The following is a 16013-nucleotide window of genomic DNA, read 5'->3' on the forward strand; positions in this document are numbered from 1 at the left end:
GTCAGATGCAGTCGGATCGCGTGAAACTCAGTGGGCTCTGCCGGAAGCAGCCACCACGCACCTTGGAGCCGATAACCAACCCCTTTTTAGGGCGATCCAAAGCAGATCAAATGGCAACAACAGGGGCGCGAACCGGAGAACATTTCCGCGATGGGTGCAGCTCCTAACGCCAGCGATGCCTGGCCTTGAACGGACACGACCGATGCTCCGCAATACACTTGGGAAAATCGCGCCGCCAGCTACAGCGTATCCATACACAGGGGGCTGAAGCATAGAGCGCCGAACGGCAAGAACCCACCGTTCGATCCGCGCTAAGATTCTATCAGACCTTTTCGACCTCTTCGCCGAACAGCTTGCCACCGCCGGCCCAGTCTGACGGCGCGATGTCCTCGAACAGGACGTAGATGTAATTCGGGTCAGTGCCGGTGTTTTTGACGATGCTCTCGGTGATCTCGGCGGCAACTGCCTTCTTGGCTTTGGCATCCTTACCGCTGAACCAGCTTACGCGTACGACGGGCATGATATTCTCCTTGATCATTGGCGGCTTGCCGCCTCGTTGCTCGGCCGAACCTTGAGGCTCAACCTATCGGTCCAGGAACGACGACAGGTCGTTCGTGAATTTCGTGGGGTTTTTGAAGGCAAGGAAATGGTCACCCTGCTCTGCCTTCGAATAGACGTGCAATTCCGAGCCCGGGATCACCGACTGCATCCATCGCTGGCTTGCGACGTTATTGCTGTTCTCGCCTGTGAATATCGCGGTCGGCACGTCGATCTTGTGGCTGATAACATCACGCCAATCGTTCGAGGCATGGTCGAAGAGGACGAGGTTCATGAACTTGGGATCGCTCTTGATGAACTCGCGAGAGAATGCCTCCGAATTCTGAAAGGCGAGCGAGCTGCTTTCCATGTAACGGTGCATAGCGTTCATATCGACTGTCTGATCGTTCGTCGGCGCGCCGTTGAACGCTGCCACCATCCGCTCGATGGAAGTGGTCATACCGCCCGCTTCAAGCCGCTGCCGTTCCGACCAGTCGGCATGGGTATAGATCGAGATCGGCTCGTCGATGAAGGCGGCCTTGCGGATGGCATCAGTCCCAAACAGGTCGATGTAGCTCCAGATGACGGAAGCTCCCATTGACCAGCCGCAGAGGTCGACCTTGCCGACGCCGAGATGATCGATGAACCCCTTGAGGTCAGCACCGAACCGGGCGATACGGGTCCCGTGTTCCACGTTTTCGGAAAGCCCTTGGTTTCGCGGGTCGAGGACATAGACATGATACGTCCGCGAGAGCAGGAACATCAGGTTGACGAACTCGGCTCCATTCGCCGACCAGCCCGGAACGAAGATCAGTGGCCTGCCTTCCCCCGCCTCCCAGTATGCCAGTCTGACGCCGTCGTTGGTCGTGAAGTGGTTTATCTTCAATCCCTTGAACTCCGACAGCTTGCCCGGCAGGCCGTCGATCTTGTTCGGGAAGGTGAAGTCCCGACCGAGGACTTCGATGGCGGGCTCGGCGGAGGCGACAGCCACGGTCAGCATGAGGCCGGAAGCGGCGAGTAGAATTCGGGAAATGGTGCCTGTCATTTTTCGTGTCTCTTCGAAAGCCGGCGGGAGCCGAACAAGTGTCGAATGTGATTGTCGTTTGGCTACACTTAATGTAGTCCAGATTGACGATAAACAGGCAAAACTCGACACAGTGTAGCCTTAAGGTTCACAATTGACCCAACTTGACCAGCTCGATGGCATTATCGCTTTTGTGGAGGCAGCGACCCTTCTGAGCTTCACGGCCGCAGGAGAAAAGCTCGGCATCACGAAGTCGGCAGTCGGCAAAAGCGTTTCGAGGCTGGAAGAGCGCCTCGGCACCAAGCTCATTCATCGAACCACCCGAAAGCTCACGCTGACCCAGGACGGCGAAGCCTATCTCGCCAGCTGCCGGCACGCGCTTCAGGAGATCGGCTCGGCAGAACATGCGCTTGCCGCCCGAAACCAGGAGCTGGCAGGGCGGCTCAGGATTGACGCTCCGGCGGCCTGGGGACGGCAATTCCTGCTGCCGCTCCTCACCAGGGTGGCGAAGAAGCATCCGGGGCTCACACTGACGCTTTCCCTGACGGATCGGATCATCGATCCGGTCGAGGAAGGCGTCGACTTGGCAATCCGGTTCGGAGAAACCAAGGACACCAACGGATTGGTCCGGCGAAAACTGCTTACGCAGCGGGCCCTGATCGTCGCATCACCGGAATACCTGGCAGCACGAGGCATCCCAGACGACATCACTGCCCTTCAAGCGCACGATTGCATCCTCGGTTTCCGCCGCGACATCCCGACGACCTGGCGCGTCAAGACGGCCGATGGGTCCGTCATTCGCATCTCTCCTCCCGCTACCCATGAAATCGGGGATGGTGCAGCGATCGTCGATGCAGCGGTTGCTGGATTGGGCCTGGCTCAGATGCCGAGTTCATTGGTCTCGGAACACATCAAGGCTGGGAGGCTGGTGGCCGTTTTGCCAGATCAGACGGGCGTGCCCGTGGAGATTTCCGCGCTATGGCCAGCCACGCGACATCTTCTTCCACGAGTTCGGCATATGGTCGAAGTGCTCGTTGAAGAAGCCAAGAAGGGTGCCCTTGGGATGTAGGCTATTCGCCCAGTCATCCCTTTGATCAGTAGCTGTCGTTTCCCGCATCGGACGATGCGTCCTATATATCTGGAGCCGAGATCGTGCCGGACGGCGGATCTCCCACCTGAACGGGGAGTTATCCGAATGAGCATGTCAATTTTCTTCACAGTCGCATTGGCGGATTTTGCAAGTAATATGGCCTCTTACTGCTAGTCACAAAGCGTTGCGTCTCGTCCATATTTATTTCGAGTTCAAGCGTGGTCATCCCGCCTGACAACACTCGGAAAAGGACTATAGCATGACATCGTATGAGCAACTTTTCATTGGCGGACAGCGTGTTGCGCCATTGGGTACCGAAATCATCGAAGTCCGTTCGCCTTATGACGGCTCTCTGACCGGAACCGTGCCGGCCGCCAGCAAGGCTGACGTCGATGCCGCGGTAAAGGTCGCGCGCGCGGCTTTCGACAACGGCCCCTGGCCGAAGACGGAGCCTGCTCAGAGACAGGCCATCCTATCGCGCTTCGTCGAACTCTACAGCGCGCGCGCGGAAGAGTTCGCCACACTCATCACCAAGGAGAACGGTGCTCCGATCGGCTTTACAGGCGTTCTCTCGGGCATGCTGGCCATGCAGAGCCAAGCTTACCTCAAGGCCGCTTCCGAGTATCCATGGGAGGTGCGGGTTTCGGGAGCCGCTCACGGTGAGGCTATCTGGCGGCGGGAACCGCTCGGGGTCGTTGCCGCGATCATCCCGTGGAACGCCCCGCATCAATCCGCCCTGGTGAAACTCTTCCCGGCTCTTCTGGCAGGATGCACGGTCATTCTCAAGCTTGCCCCGGAGACCGCGCTTGACGGCCAGTTGCTCGGTGAACTCTTCATGGAAGCAGGTCTGCCCAAGGGCGTCCTCAGCATCTTTGCCGCGGACCGCGACGTCAGCGAACATCTGGTCGTCCATCCCGGCGTCGACAAGATCGCATTTACGGGTTCCACAGGAGCAGGTCGCCGCATCGCGTCTCTGGCTGGCGAGCAGTTGAAGCGTGCCAGCTTCGAACTCGGCGGCAAGTCGGCGGCAATCGTATTGCCGGGTGCGGACGAAGACGCCGTGGTCGCCGGGCTCCAATACGCCTCGTTCGGAAACAACGGCCAGTCCTGCGTCGCGCATAGCCGCGTGCTGGTCCAGCGCGACAGGCATGATGCATTCGTGGCCGCCCTCGCCGCCAGGATCGGTTCGTTGAAAGTGGGCAACCCGCTGGAGCCTGACACCTTCTTCGGGCCTCAGGTATCCGAGCGCCAACGCGAGCGGGTCGCCGGTTATATCGACATCGGGATTTCCGAAGGCGCGACCGTGGCCCTTGGCGGTCCAGGCATGCCCGACGGGATCAACCACGGCGCGTTCGTCCGCCCCACCATATTTGCCAATGTCCGTAACGACATGCGGATCGCGCGCGAGGAAATCTTCGGCCCGGTCATCTGCGTGCTGCCTTATGACACTGTCGATGAAGCCGTCCAGATCGCCAACGATTCTGAATACGGCCTCTCGGGCGGCGTCTGGGCTGCCGACGAGGAAACGGGACTTGCCGTTGCCCGCCGTCTTCGCACAGGCACGCTTTCGGTCAACGGCGCGTTTACCGGCTTCGATGCCCCGTTCGGCGGTTACAAGAACAGCGGTATCGGCCGCGAATTTGGAGCCGAAGGGATCAACCATTACGTCGAACACAAGTCCATCGGGGTTTGAGAATTGAAGCGCCCGGCGCGGTGTCCATCGCGCCGGGCATATCGGCCACCAACAGGAGCGTGACCAGGTGAAAGTGATGCTGTTCGGAGCGACGGGCATGGTCGGGCGAGGCGTGCTGCGCGAATGCCTTGCCGCGGATGACGTGGAACACGTCCTGTCTGTCGGAAGAACGTCAACGGGTGTTACCGCTTCCCGTCTGCGCGAGCTTGTTCTTTCCGATTTGTTCGAACTTGCAGGTCACGAGACCGAGATTTCAGGATACGATGCCTGCTTTTTTTGCCTCGGCGTCTCGTCAGCGGGAATGAATGAGGCCTCTTACACCCGCATCACTTTCGATCTCACTTTGTCTATCGCCACGCTGTTGTCGCAGATGAACCCACGGATGACGTTCATCTATGTCTCCGGCGTTGGTACGGACGAAGGCGAGAAAGGGCGAAGCATGTGGGCCAGGGTGAAAGGGCGCACGGAAAATGAAATTCGCAAGCTACCCTTCAAGCGCGCCTACATGTTCAGGCCAGCCGCGATCCTGCCTGTAAACGGCGAGCGATCGAAGGTGCAGGCACTGAACTGGTTCTATGCGGCCACCAGCTGGCTGCTTGGGCCGCTCCGGGGCCTGATCGGCGGGTACGTGCTGACGACTGAGGACGTCGGTCGAGCCATGCTGAACGTCGCGCGCACCGGCTGGAATAAGCCCGTCCTTGAACCAGCCGACATCCGCAAGGCGTCGACGCCCTGAAAACTCCAAACCGCGAGTTCCATATGCGCCAGAAACCCGACGAAAAATTCAAGATATCGCCAGCCTTGTGGAAGGGATTGGCACTTGTCGGCCTGACGCCATCTGCTGTGCTGCGCCAGGCGAGACTTCCCGCAAGCCTTCATGTCCATGACAAGAGCGCGGTCGATACCGCGCAGTTCTTCGAGCTCTGGAAAGCCATAGAGACACTCAGCGGCAATCCCGCGATTGGCCTTGACCTTGCGCGACGCCTCGACACGGCCGTCTTGCCGCCCTCAAGTCTTGTGGCCTTTTATGCCCGCGACTACCGTGACGGCCTTGGGCGCATGGCACGGTTCAAGCAGCTCTGCGCGCCTGAGCGCGTTCATGTCTTCGAGGGTGCAGGGGAAGCGGTCGTGACGATCGAGTGGTTGCACGCCACCGAGAGCGATCCATATTCGCTGATTGACGCGGCATTTGCGTCTTTTGTCGAACTCGGCCGGAGAGGAACAGGAACCTCCATCGTGCCCAACCGGGTCGATCTGGTGCGGCCCGACGACGGAGGCACGGCGCATGAAGACTATTTCGGCTGCGAAGTTCGGTTCGCGGCGGAGCATAACGCTTTGGTCCTCGACGCCAAAGACCTGGATCGGCCCTTCCCCGGCCACAATGCAGAACTCCTGGACATGCTGGGACCGACGCTCGCCTCCGCTTTGGAAGAGATCCAGGAAGATAGTTCAATCGGCGATCAGGTGAAGGTTTTGCTGAAGCGAGCACTTGCCACTGGTCGTCCGGACTTCGGCGATGTCGCCCGCGAGCTGGGCATGAGCGAAAGAACGTTACAGCGGCGTATCACGGACGAAGGCAAAAATTTCCGCCAGCTTCTCACGGAAGCCAGGCAGGACGTCGTGCAACGGTTGCTCATGGACCCCGCCATCGAAATCAATGAAGTGGCCTACCTCGTCGGCTTCGAAGACTCGAATTCGTTCTACCGTGCGTTTCGCTCATGGGAAGGCACGACACCAAGCGCCTGGCGTCAGTCGCGATGGGGGCACGACTAGGTGGGATTGCGAGAGGGACCATAGTCGACAAACAGGTCGGAGATGGCTCCCCACCGCTTTCGCCAATGACAGGCTATCCGGCAGGCCGCAACTCGGTCTTGTCAGCCTTTGTGGTCGGTTTCTCCGTTGGCCACCGCGATCTGCGCCATGTCGGCGATCTCCATATCCTGCTCCACGGACCCGCCACTCACGCCAACCGCGCCAATGATGCTTGCGTTGTACCGGACGGGGCTTCCGCCGCCAAATGCCACGACCTTTCCCGCATGGCTATGCTGAATGCCAAAAAGCTCGGCACCGGGCTGAGCGAGTTTGCCAAGGACATCGGTCGAATTGTTGAAAACACGAGCCGAATAGGCCTTGTTGATTGCGAGCTCAGCTGATCCTGTCATTGCCCCATCCTGCCTGAGGAACGCGATCAGATTTCCGCCGGCATCGACAACAGCGATCGAGCAACGGACGCCGGCTGCTTCAGCTGTGGCGAGGCCCGCATCGATCATGCGCCTCGCGTCAGCCAGGTTGAGGCTCTCGAATGTATCAGGCATCATTGCCTCCATTGGTTCATCGTGCTGCTGTTTGTGTGGGGCGACTGTTCAGAAACAAGGGTAGCCACCGGACTTGTGCAAATTGGCGGCAGGTTCGGCGGATATTCACCGAACCTGCCGCCAGACCTTGGCTTACCTTGCAGCCATTGCCGCCTTCTCGATGACCCCGGCGACGGCCTGCGGGTTCGACATGTAGACGGCGTGACTGGACTTGATTTCGGTCACGCTTGCGCCACCGCGCTTGTACATCCAGCGTTCGAGATCCGGATTGATGGCCTTGTCCATGGTCGAGACGATCGCAAAGGACGGCTTGTCATGCCAGGCAGCCTTTGTCGTCTGTGCCGAGAACGCCTTCTGCGCGGCGAAGACCTGCGATGCCGCCATGAATACTGCCGTTGCTTTGGGCAGGTCGGCGGCGAAGTCAGCGGCGAATTTTGCAGGATCGAGATAGAGATATCCGTCCTTCGTCGCCTTGATGTCCTCGCTCGGCAGAGGCATCGACTTGGCAAGCGAGAGCAGGCTGTCGCCGGCCTCTGGCATGAAAGCCGCGACGTAAACCAGCGACTTCACCTTCGGATCATTGCCGGCATCCGTGATGACCAGCCCGCCATAGCTGTGACCGACGAGCACGACAGGCCCATCCTGCTGATCGAGAATGCGCTGGGTGGCCTGGATGTCGTCCTGCAGGCTGGTCTCAGGCTCCTGGACGATGCTGACCTTGAAGCCATCTTTGGTCAAACGATCGGCGACGGCCTTCCAGCCGGAGCCATCCGCGAAGGCTCCGTGAACCAGAACGACGTTGCTGACCTTGGCGTCGGCAGCGATGGCTGCGCCGGAGAACAGCGCAGCAGACGTCAGAAGTGCTGCGCCTGCAAACGAGCTGAGAATTTTCGACATGGAAATAGCCTTTCATTTTTATGGGTTTGGAGAATTCAAATTGCGGGTTGAGACACATCGTCTTCTTCCGCACGGCGTCTGCGGAAGTGAATCAGAAGTCCTGCGCTGTCGGCCGGATCACGATCGCATTGATGTCGACATCGTCCGGCTGCTCGATTGCAAAGGCGATCGCCCGGGCGACGGATGATGCCGGAATGGCCTGTTCATAGAAGCCGTGCACCGTGTCGCGCGCAGTGCCGGTCGTGCCGAGCTTCAGGTCGCTATCGACGGCACCCGGCTCAATGGAGGTGATGCGCACCGCCTTGCCGACTTCCATCCGCAGCCCTTCGGAAATAGCGCTGACCGCGAACTTCGTGCCGGAGTAGACCGTGCCGCCCGGTGCGAAAACCTTGATGCCGGCGACGGAGCTCAGGTTGATGATATGGCCGCTTTGCTGCGCCAGAAAGAGTGGCAAAGCTGCGGCGATACCGTAGAGCGTCCCCTTGAGGTTGACGTCGATCATCGCATCCCACTCGTCCGTGTTGACCTCGGCCATCGGTCGGATCGGCATGATCCCGGCATTGTTGATGATGACATCAAGCCTTCCGAAATCGCGGACGACGGACTCGACGACCGCGTTGACCTGGCGCTTGTCCGTCACGTCCATGCCGTAGGCGCGGATATTGTCGCCTCGGCCGGCAATTTCAGCCCGGACAGCTTCCAGCCTGTCTACGCGACGGGCGGCGATTGCCACCTTGGCGCCCCTGGCGGCCAAAGTGCGGGCAACCTCCGCACCGATGCCCGTGCTGCCGCCGGTGATGAGAACGACCTTGTTTGCGATACCTGAGGTCATGTTTGAATTCTCCTTGAGTTGAGCCTTGGCCAGGCTTTCGGCCCGGCCGCTGGCCAGAAACATCTGCAGGAAGTGCTGCTATCCGTGATCAGGCAGTCTTGGCGGCGATCAGCGTGGCCAGGAGAATGCCGGCTGTCTCAACCGACGAACCCGGATTCTGCCCAGTGATCAGGAGACCGTCCTGAACGGCATAGGAGGTCCAGTCGTCACCGCTGGAATACATGCCGCCATTCTGCTTCAGCATGTCCTCGACCAGAAATGGCACCACGTCAGTCAATCCCACGCCATCTTCTTCCGAGTTCTTGAAGCCGGCGACCTTCTTGCCGCGCACCAGCGGCGTTCCATCGACCGCCTTCACATGGCGCAGCACCCCCGGCGCGTGGCAGACGAGGGCAACCGGCTTGCCCGCCCGGTAGGTATTCTCGATCAGCGCGATCGAGTTCCTGTCTTCCGCAAGATCCCAAAGCGGACCATGCCCGCCCGGATAAAAGACGCCGTCATAGTCCTCGTGTGAAACTGAGGCGAGCTTGACGGTCGAGGCGAGCACGGCCTGGGTCTGGGTATCGGCGTGAAACCGGCGTGTCTGGTCGGTCTGGAAGCCGGGCTCATCGCTTTTCGGATCAAGCGGCGGCTGGCCGCCCTTTGGCGATGCGACAGTGATGTCGGCACCTGCCTCGAGGAATGCATAATAGGGAGCGGCAAACTCTTCCAGCCAGAAGCCGGTCTTGCGGCCGGTGTTGCCAAGTTCGTCGTGCGAGGTCAGAACCATCAGAATTTTCATTTTACAGATCCCATCGAGGTTTTCGAAATCAGACCTGGCACCACGCCAAGCCGTCCTTCCGACGTTGACGACCCGCTTGTCGTGGCCGCCGTCGTTTCCGATGAGGTGAAGATGCTCTCGAACGAGAGATTTCGGAAATTTATTGATTGAATTTCAGATATTCATGAATAATTATGACTGAATGATTACGCGAACGCGCGCCCGGCATCAGGCTGCGCCAGATACACCGTTCAACAACGACGCCATTGAGGCAGGCGCGGTGTCCGGTTCAGCCGACATGGCCATGGGCCGCCCGTGGACCCACCGGACAACCTCGTCGTCCAGCATCTTATGGATGATGGCTTGGCTTGCGCGGTGAGGGCCAGGCATCCGCAAATCCGGGACGGAATTTTAAGGGAGCAATACAAAACAGTGAAGCATGTCAACGTGATCTTGCCGGGAGGGCTGCGCGCAGGTCTCTTCCAGGCGCTTGGCCAGAAGGGATTGAACCGCAAGGTCGCTGTTTCCGGCACCCACTTCGTTGCGGTGCCGGAGATGATCGCAGTGACAGCCTAACCTGCAGGCGTCCTTCATGATGTTTTCGTCGATCCACAGATGCGCCAGGGTGGCATCGGCAGGGCGCTGCTCGAAGCCATGATGGATGCCTTGGCCAAGCGCGGGGCGCAGCAGATCGTGCTATCGACCGCACAGCGCAACGAGGTGGCGCAGCGGTTGTTCGTGGCCTTGGGTTTTCGTCCGACGATGATTGAGATGACCCGCTCACTCACGGTCCCGGAAGAGCCCCGCTGGCAGGCTTTGTCGCCATGAGAAACTCAGCGGTCACCGGGAGCCGTCTGATCCTTCTCATTTATCAGCCACAAGCCTGGCCGCGGCGATATCGGCAAGAACGGAAAGCGCCAATGCAGTCGCGTCTTTCGTGGGGCCGAACATCCCGATAGGCGCCTTGATGCGGTCGATCTGCTGCCGATCGGTTCCACTGAGTTCAAGGCGTTGCACGCGGTTTCGATGGGTGCGCGTACTCCCCAATGCACCAATGTAAAACGCAGAGGATGCGAGGGCGACTTCGAGCACGGGCATCTCAATCTCAAGGTCATGATGGAAGAGGACGACTGCGGTGTAGGGATCGATCAGTGCCGGAACGGCCGTCACGGCCATTTCGCGCGTGCCTCTGGCGATCTCGTAGCCCGCGGCTTCAGCGATACGCGATACCATCTCGGCTTCAATCGCCTGCCCCGAGATCACCACCCTGGTTTTCGGGCGATAGCACGTCAGAAAGCGGTTGTTCGACCAACCGGTCGGCTGCGGCGGTGCGATGGCGACGAGACGCCCTTGTTCGGGCGAGTACGCCAGTGCCGTCGGGTGCCGTTGGTTCAGGCCTGCGAGCACGTCCTTCAACGCGTCGATATCTCGCAGCAGATGGATCGCAACGGTAATCCCGCCGCCGCATGGCAGTACGATATCGAAGAACGGCGATCCATCGCCGAACCGCACGGCCCTGTCGCGGCCCTCCTCCATCGCAAGGAGCGCCTCCGACGCCACCGCGGCTTCAACGCATCCGCCAGAGACATAGCCGCAAAAGCGACCATCCTCGGCGATGGCCATGTGGGCACCCAAGGCACGCGCTGCTCCGCCCCTGATCTGGACGAGGGTAGCCAAAGCAACATTGCCACTCCCGAATGCCGCGACCGCGAAGCGAAGAACCTCGACGGGATCATCGGTCGCCAACGCCCTGACGGGCGTTGGCTTCGAAACCAGAACTTCGTTCATCTATACACCTTGTTGATATCGGCGGCCGCTCCACGACCGCCGATGGCGCTGTCAGGCAACGTCGGGCAAACCGCCGATCAGCTTGTCCAATGTCATCGGATAGTTCCTGAGCCTGATGCCTGTCGCATTGTAGATGGCGTTGGCAATCGCCGCAGACACGCCGCAAAGACCCAACTCCCCAATGCCCTTGGCCTTCATCGGCGACGAATAGGGATCGGTCTCGTCCATGAAGATCACCTCCTGATGCGGGATGTCGGCATGTACCGGCACCTCATATCCGGCAAGGTCGTGATTGACGAAGAAGCCGCGGCGGGTATCGACCGCAAGCTCTTCCGACAGCGCGCCCCCGACACCCATCGTCATCGCCCCGATGACCTGGCTGCGGGCCGTGATAGGGTTGAGAATCCGCCCGGCAGCGCAGACGGCCAGCATGCGCCTGATCCGGGTCTCGCCGGTGGCAACATCGACACCGACTTCGACGAAATGCGCGCCAAAGGTCGATTGCTGGTGCGTCTCGGTGAGATCGCCCCATTTGATGGTGTCTTCGCCAACCAAACCGTCTGCACCGGCGGCTTCTGCAAGCGGGACTGCCCTGTTTCCGGAGCGGACTTCTCCGTTTTCGAAGACGACGTCGTCGGAGTTGAAGCCCAGCTTCTTCGCCACGGCCTCCCGCAGCTTGACGCAGGCTGCGTAGACCCCCGACGTCGCGGAGTTCGCACCGAACTGCCCGCCCGATCCAGCAGAGACAGGAAATCGAGAGTCGCCAAGCTGGACTGCGACCTTGTCGATGCCAAGGCCCATCATCTCTGCTGCCGTTTGGGCGATGATCGTGTAGCTACCCGTGCCGATGTCAGTCATGTCAGTCTCAACAGTGACAACGCCATCTTGTCCGAGACGCACCCGTGCTCCAGAGGGAAGGACGAGGTTGTTTCGGAAGGCCGCTGCCACCCCCATGCCGACCAGCCAGTCGCCTTCACGGCGCGAACCCGGCTTGCCTCGCGAAGCCCACCCGAATTGATCTGAGCCACGTTTGAGACAGCCGACGAGATCACGGTGCGAGAACGGGCGCTCGGGCTTTTCGGGATCGACCTGCGTGTCATTGATGATCCGGAACTCCACGGGATCGATGCCCAACTTCTCCGCCATCTCGTCCATGGCAATTTCGAGCGCCATCAGCCCCGGCGCTTCGCCTGGAGCTCGCATCGCGTTGCCTTCCGGAAGATGGAGGGTTGCCAATCGCATCGCGGTCATGCGGTTGGCGCCGGCGTACAGCAACCGCGTCTGGTTGACGGCGGTTTCGAGCTGGCCGCCGGGTTGATCGCCTGACCAGCTCTCATGCGCGATCGCGGTTATCTTGCCGTCATGCCCCGCCCCTATCCTGAGGCGCTGGATCGTCGCGGGGCGGTGCGTGGTGTTGTTCATCAAAAACGGGCGGGGAAGCGCGACTTTCACGGGCCGGCCTGTTTCTTTCGCTGCAAAGGCGGCAAGCACGGCATCGGCACGGAGGAAGAGCTTGCCGCCGAAGCCGCCACCGATGAATGGCGACATCAGATGGATCTTTTCCTTGTCGATCCCCAACGTCGTCGCCAGGTCGGACCGCCACCAGTCGATCATCTGGCTCGACGTCCACAGGCTAAGTTGGTCGCCGTCCCAGGCCGCAATCGATGCGTGCGGCTCCATCATCGCATGCGATTGGTCGGGCGTGGTATACGTCTGATCAAAAGCCACTGGCGCAGATTTGAATGCGGACTCGAAGTCGCCAGCCGCGGAATCTGGTTCCGCAGATTCGTCTGGCTTCAGCGCAGTCTTCATTGCCTCCTTCAGATCAAAGACGCCCTCTTCCTCGGCATAATCCACCTTGACGAGGGCCGCGGCCGCGCGGGCCTGTTCGAATGTTTCGGCAACGACAACAGCGACGGCCTGGTGATAGTGCTGAACCTTGTCGCCGCCAAATAGGTTGGCTGTATTGAACTTGCCCTTCGTTAGTTCGCCGACGTCGAGGGTCGTCACCACCGCCAATACGCCGGGTGACTTCTTCGCGGCAGAGACGTCCATGGTCTTGATGCGGCCGCTGGCAATCGCCGAACCGACGGGATAGCCGTAGACATATGGCATCTTCGGATCATGCCATTCGTAGGCGTACATCGCCCGACCGGTCGTCTTCAGTTCACCGTCGATGCGGTGAATAGGTTTGCCGACCACCTTGAGCTGATCGATGGGGTTCGTGGTTGCTGGCTTATCGAACTGCATGGCTCAACCCCTTGCCTCGGCGATGACAGCGCCGAGCGCGCGCTCGACGAGATCAACCTTGAATCGGTTCTGTTCGGTCGGACGCGCATCGGCCAGGAGGGCTGACGCGGCCGCGCGAGCTCCTTTTGCCAAACCTGCATCGGCGGCTTCGACGCGCCACGGCTTGTGGGCGACGCCGCCGACCGCGACACGACCTGTGCCGTCGGGCTGGATGACCGCTCCGATCGAAATCAACGCAAATGCGTAGGACGCGCGGTCACGAACCTTGCGATAAATATGCTTGCCGCCGATCGGTTGCGGCAGCGTGACCGACGTGATGAACTCGCCGGGTTCAAGAGCGGTCTCGATGTGCGGCGTGTCTCCGGGCAGGCGATGGAAGTCTGCGATCGGAATGCTGCGCGAGGAGCCGTCTGGCTTGACGGTCTCGACAACGGCATCGAGCGCCCGCATGGCGATGGCCATATCGCTTGGATGCGTCGCAATGCAGGTGTCGCTGACGCCAACGACAGCATGCTGGCGGCTAATGCCACCGATGGCGGAACAGCCCGTACCAGGTTGTCGCTTGTTGCAGGGTTGATTGGTGTCATAAAAGTACGGACAGCGCGTCCGCTGCAGGAGATTGCCGGCCGTCGTCGCCTTGTTGCGAAGCTGGCCGGAAGCACCGGCGACGAGCGCGCGCGACAACAGGCCATAGTCCCTGCGGACCGCCGTGTCGGAGGCGAGATCCGTGTTGCGCACGAGAGCGCCGATACGAAGCCCGCCCTCGGTGGTGGGTTCGATCTTGTCGAGCCCAAGACCATTGACGTCGATCAGATGCGTCGGCGTCTCGATCTCAAGCTTCATCAGATCGAGGAGATTGGTTCCGCCGGCGATGAATTTTGCGTCTGGATTGGCAGCCGCAGCTTTGGCCGCGGCCTCTACGGACGATGGCCGTTCATAGGTGAAGGCTTTCATGCTTTGATCCCTGCGACTTCAGAAATTGCGTCCAGAATGTTGGAATAAGCGCCGCATCGACAAATGTTGCCGCTCATCCGCTCTCTGATTTCTGCCGGAGTGACAGCCGCCGCTGCGTTGAGATCCTTGCTGACGTGGCTTGGGATGTTTGCTTTGATCTCTTCAAGCACGGCCACGGAGGAACAGATCTGTCCTGGTGTGCAGTAGCCGCATTGAAAGCCGTCGTGCTTGACGAACGCGGCCTGCATGGCGTGAAGATTCCCAGGCTGCCCCAGGCCCTCAATGGTCGTTACTTCGTCTCCCTCGTGCATCACGGCGAGTGTGAGACAGGAGTTGATGCGGCGGCCATCAACGATAACCGTGCATGCGCCGCACTGTCCGTGATCGCATCCCTTCTTCGTGCCGGTCAGGTGAAGATGCTCGCGCAGAGCATCGAGCAGCGTTGTCCTGTTGTCCACATCGAGATGCTGCCCCTTGCCATTCACGCTGAAAGAAACCTTCGTCGTATATGCCATTTCATTCCCCGCGGACTGTGCCGCCACCCTTCCGGCGGCGCTAGCGACCGCAACGGCTGCGGCCGACGAGATAAATAAGCCCCGACGGGAGATTTCAAGTTTGACCGGATTTTCCATATCAGTTCCACTTCGTCTTGCTGCTGGAATCTGAGGGCCGCACTCCGGCCGTCTGCAGGTAAGTTAGGGCAGCGATCCGCGATAATTAGCCCACTCGGACCGCATGCCGTTATCGATCCCGCTCATGAATAGACGCGCAGCAAGTGCCTTGGGCGCCGTCGGTAGGCAAGCAACTGACCCGCGGAGATGAAGCCGGTCCAAGAGGTTGCCGAACTGGCTAAGGTCGGCGCGCTTTTATCTGAATTTGCAGCGAAAACGACCCTAGTCGGGATTGGCTTGTGGGACGGAGCAAGATGTCCTCGCTTCGAGGAGATGGAACAGGAACCGCAGGCAGCGAGAGCATTGGAGGGCCGTCTCGCGCTTCTTGTACTTGATTGACTTTATCAACTTTAGTAGCGAGAAGGGGATGACGTACAAGGATTGCCGTAACGATGCTCAATTCGCCTCAGGATCTGCCTTTGACCACCGAAACGTTCGTCGCCGATGGCGTGGGACTTTCTATTGATGGGAGTGCGATCCTGTCCGACGTCAGCCTGGAATTCCCGGCAGGCGAAGTCGTGGCTTTGGTCGGTCACAATGGGTCGGGCAAGTCCAGCCTCATCAAGATGCTGGCACGCCAGCTTCTGCCAAGTGCCGGATCGATCAGCTATGGTGGATTGGATCTGAGGCACTACCATGAACGCGCCTTTGCACGCTCGGTGGCATACCTGCCGCAGGACGTGAACAGCGGGTCGGAGATGACGATCCGTGAACTGGTCGGCTGCGGCCGATATCCGTGGCATGGCGCGCTCGGTCGTTTCTCGAAGGTCGATGAGGAGAAGGTCGATCACGCCCTTCGCGCGACCCACATCGAGGCATTCGCCGACCGTATTGTCGGCACGCTGTCTGGCGGCGAGCGGCAACGGGCCTGGATCGCCATGCTGATCGCGCAGGATGCGCGCTGCCTGCTGCTGGACGAGCCGACGGCGGCACTCGACATCGCACACCAGATCGAGGTGCTCTCGCTGGTGCAGCGCCTGGCGCATGAGGGCGGCCGAAGCGTGGTGATCGTTCTTCACGACATCAACATGGCCGCCCGCTTCTGCGACCGCATCCATGCCCTCAGACGCGGGCGTGTGGTTGCGAGCGGATCGCCCAGCGAGATCATGCTGCCGGGCAGGCTGCGCGATATCTACGGGATCGACATGAATGTCATCGCCGCTCCCAATCTTTCCCATCCCCTCGCCTATGCTTGCTGAGGT

Annotated in this window: 15 protein-coding genes and 2 pseudogenes; 7 read left to right on the plus strand and 10 right to left on the minus strand. The window is 60.1% G+C overall.

Translation table 11 applies throughout. The features are described 5' to 3' along the window. Positions 1-322: 322 nt before the first annotated feature. Entirely contained in the window at positions 323-520 is a 198-nt protein-coding gene (locus tag GVL52_RS09020; protein ID WP_160006017.1) for a tautomerase family protein, read from the minus strand. A gap of 63 nt (positions 521-583) precedes the next feature. Then, a complete protein-coding gene (locus tag GVL52_RS09025; RefSeq protein WP_244619124.1) occupies positions 584-1693 on the minus strand; it encodes an alpha/beta fold hydrolase in 1110 nt (369 codons plus the stop codon). 22 nt (positions 1694-1715) lie between these two features. On the opposite strand from GVL52_RS09025, the gene GVL52_RS09030 reads away from it, so the two are divergent. The 4 genes from GVL52_RS09030 to GVL52_RS09045 all read left to right on the plus strand — a co-directional run bounded on the left by GVL52_RS09030 (position 1716) and on the right by GVL52_RS09045 (position 6117). Further along, positions 1716-2630: a LysR family transcriptional regulator gene (locus GVL52_RS09030; protein ID WP_160006019.1), complete on the plus strand. Its 915-nt coding sequence runs from the start codon at positions 1716-1718 to the stop codon at positions 2628-2630. A gap of 280 nt (positions 2631-2910) precedes the next feature. Further along, on the plus strand, positions 2911-4344 hold the full coding sequence (locus GVL52_RS09035; RefSeq protein ID WP_160006021.1) for an aldehyde dehydrogenase: 1434 nt from the start codon (positions 2911-2913) through the stop codon (positions 4342-4344). A gap of 67 nt (positions 4345-4411) precedes the next feature. Next, positions 4412-5080 carry an NAD-dependent epimerase/dehydratase family protein gene (locus GVL52_RS09040; RefSeq protein WP_160006023.1) on the plus strand — a complete coding sequence of 223 codons (669 nt, stop codon included), beginning with the start codon at positions 4412-4414 and terminating at the stop codon, positions 5078-5080. A gap of 23 nt (positions 5081-5103) precedes the next feature. After that, complete coding sequence (locus GVL52_RS09045) at positions 5104-6117, plus strand: AraC family transcriptional regulator (RefSeq protein ID WP_160006025.1); 1014 nt, start codon at positions 5104-5106, stop codon at positions 6115-6117. A gap of 101 nt (positions 6118-6218) precedes the next feature. Here the strand turns inward: GVL52_RS09045 and GVL52_RS09050 are convergent, their stop codons facing one another. The 4 genes from GVL52_RS09050 to GVL52_RS09065 form a co-directional block, all read right to left on the minus strand. Next, the gene (locus tag GVL52_RS09050) at positions 6219-6671 is read right to left on the minus strand and encodes a heme-binding protein (protein ID WP_244619125.1); all 453 of its coding nucleotides are present in this window, start codon (positions 6669-6671) and stop codon (positions 6219-6221) included. Positions 6672-6791: 120 nt separating this feature from the next. Continuing rightward, positions 6792-7556, minus strand: a complete 765-nt coding sequence (locus GVL52_RS09055) for an alpha/beta fold hydrolase (RefSeq protein ID WP_160006027.1) — start codon at positions 7554-7556, stop codon at positions 6792-6794. 91 nt (positions 7557-7647) lie between these two features. Further along, positions 7648-8388: an SDR family oxidoreductase gene (locus tag GVL52_RS09060; protein WP_160006029.1), complete on the minus strand. Its 741-nt coding sequence runs from the start codon at positions 8386-8388 to the stop codon at positions 7648-7650. Positions 8389-8476: 88 nt separating this feature from the next. Continuing rightward, entirely contained in the window at positions 8477-9169 is a 693-nt protein-coding gene (locus GVL52_RS09065; RefSeq protein ID WP_160006031.1) for a type 1 glutamine amidotransferase domain-containing protein, read from the minus strand. Between the two features lie 185 nt (positions 9170-9354). Between GVL52_RS09065 and GVL52_RS30820 the strand changes: the two are divergent. Beyond that, positions 9355-9718: pseudogene (locus GVL52_RS30820) on the plus strand (LysR substrate-binding domain-containing protein); the annotation flags it as partial. A 21-nt stretch (positions 9719-9739) separates the two neighbouring features. Beyond that, positions 9740-9976, plus strand: a pseudogene (locus GVL52_RS09075) (GNAT family N-acetyltransferase); the annotation flags it as partial. A gap of 36 nt (positions 9977-10012) precedes the next feature. On the opposite strand, the gene GVL52_RS09080 reads toward GVL52_RS09075, so the two are convergent. From GVL52_RS09080 to paoA, 4 genes are read right to left on the minus strand one after another with little or no spacing between them, the layout of a single operon-like run. After that, positions 10013-10936, minus strand: coding sequence for an XdhC family protein (locus GVL52_RS09080; protein ID WP_160006035.1), 924 nt, complete (start codon positions 10934-10936; stop codon positions 10013-10015). Between the two features lie 51 nt (positions 10937-10987). Further along, entirely contained in the window at positions 10988-13186 is a 2199-nt protein-coding gene (paoC, locus tag GVL52_RS09085; protein ID WP_160006037.1) for an aldehyde oxidoreductase molybdenum-binding subunit PaoC, read from the minus strand. A gap of 3 nt (positions 13187-13189) precedes the next feature. Further along, the gene (locus GVL52_RS09090) at positions 13190-14140 is read right to left on the minus strand and encodes a xanthine dehydrogenase family protein subunit M (protein ID WP_160006039.1); all 951 of its coding nucleotides are present in this window, start codon (positions 14138-14140) and stop codon (positions 13190-13192) included. Further along, a complete protein-coding gene (gene paoA, locus GVL52_RS09095) occupies positions 14137-14772 on the minus strand; it encodes an aldehyde dehydrogenase iron-sulfur subunit PaoA (RefSeq protein ID WP_160006041.1) in 636 nt (211 codons plus the stop codon). Before paoA ends, GVL52_RS09090 begins: the two co-directional genes overlap by 4 nt. A gap of 431 nt (positions 14773-15203) precedes the next feature. Here paoA and GVL52_RS09100 point away from each other — a divergent pair, with 431 nt between their 5' ends. Further along, positions 15204-16010 (plus strand): ABC transporter ATP-binding protein, encoded by an 807-nt coding sequence (locus tag GVL52_RS09100; RefSeq protein WP_160006043.1) that lies wholly within the window; start codon positions 15204-15206, stop codon positions 16008-16010. Positions 16011-16013: the final 3 nt, after the last annotated feature.

The organism is Rhizobium sp. 18055, from assembly GCF_902706285.1.
Classification (GTDB): domain Bacteria; phylum Pseudomonadota; class Alphaproteobacteria; order Rhizobiales; family Rhizobiaceae; genus Rhizobium.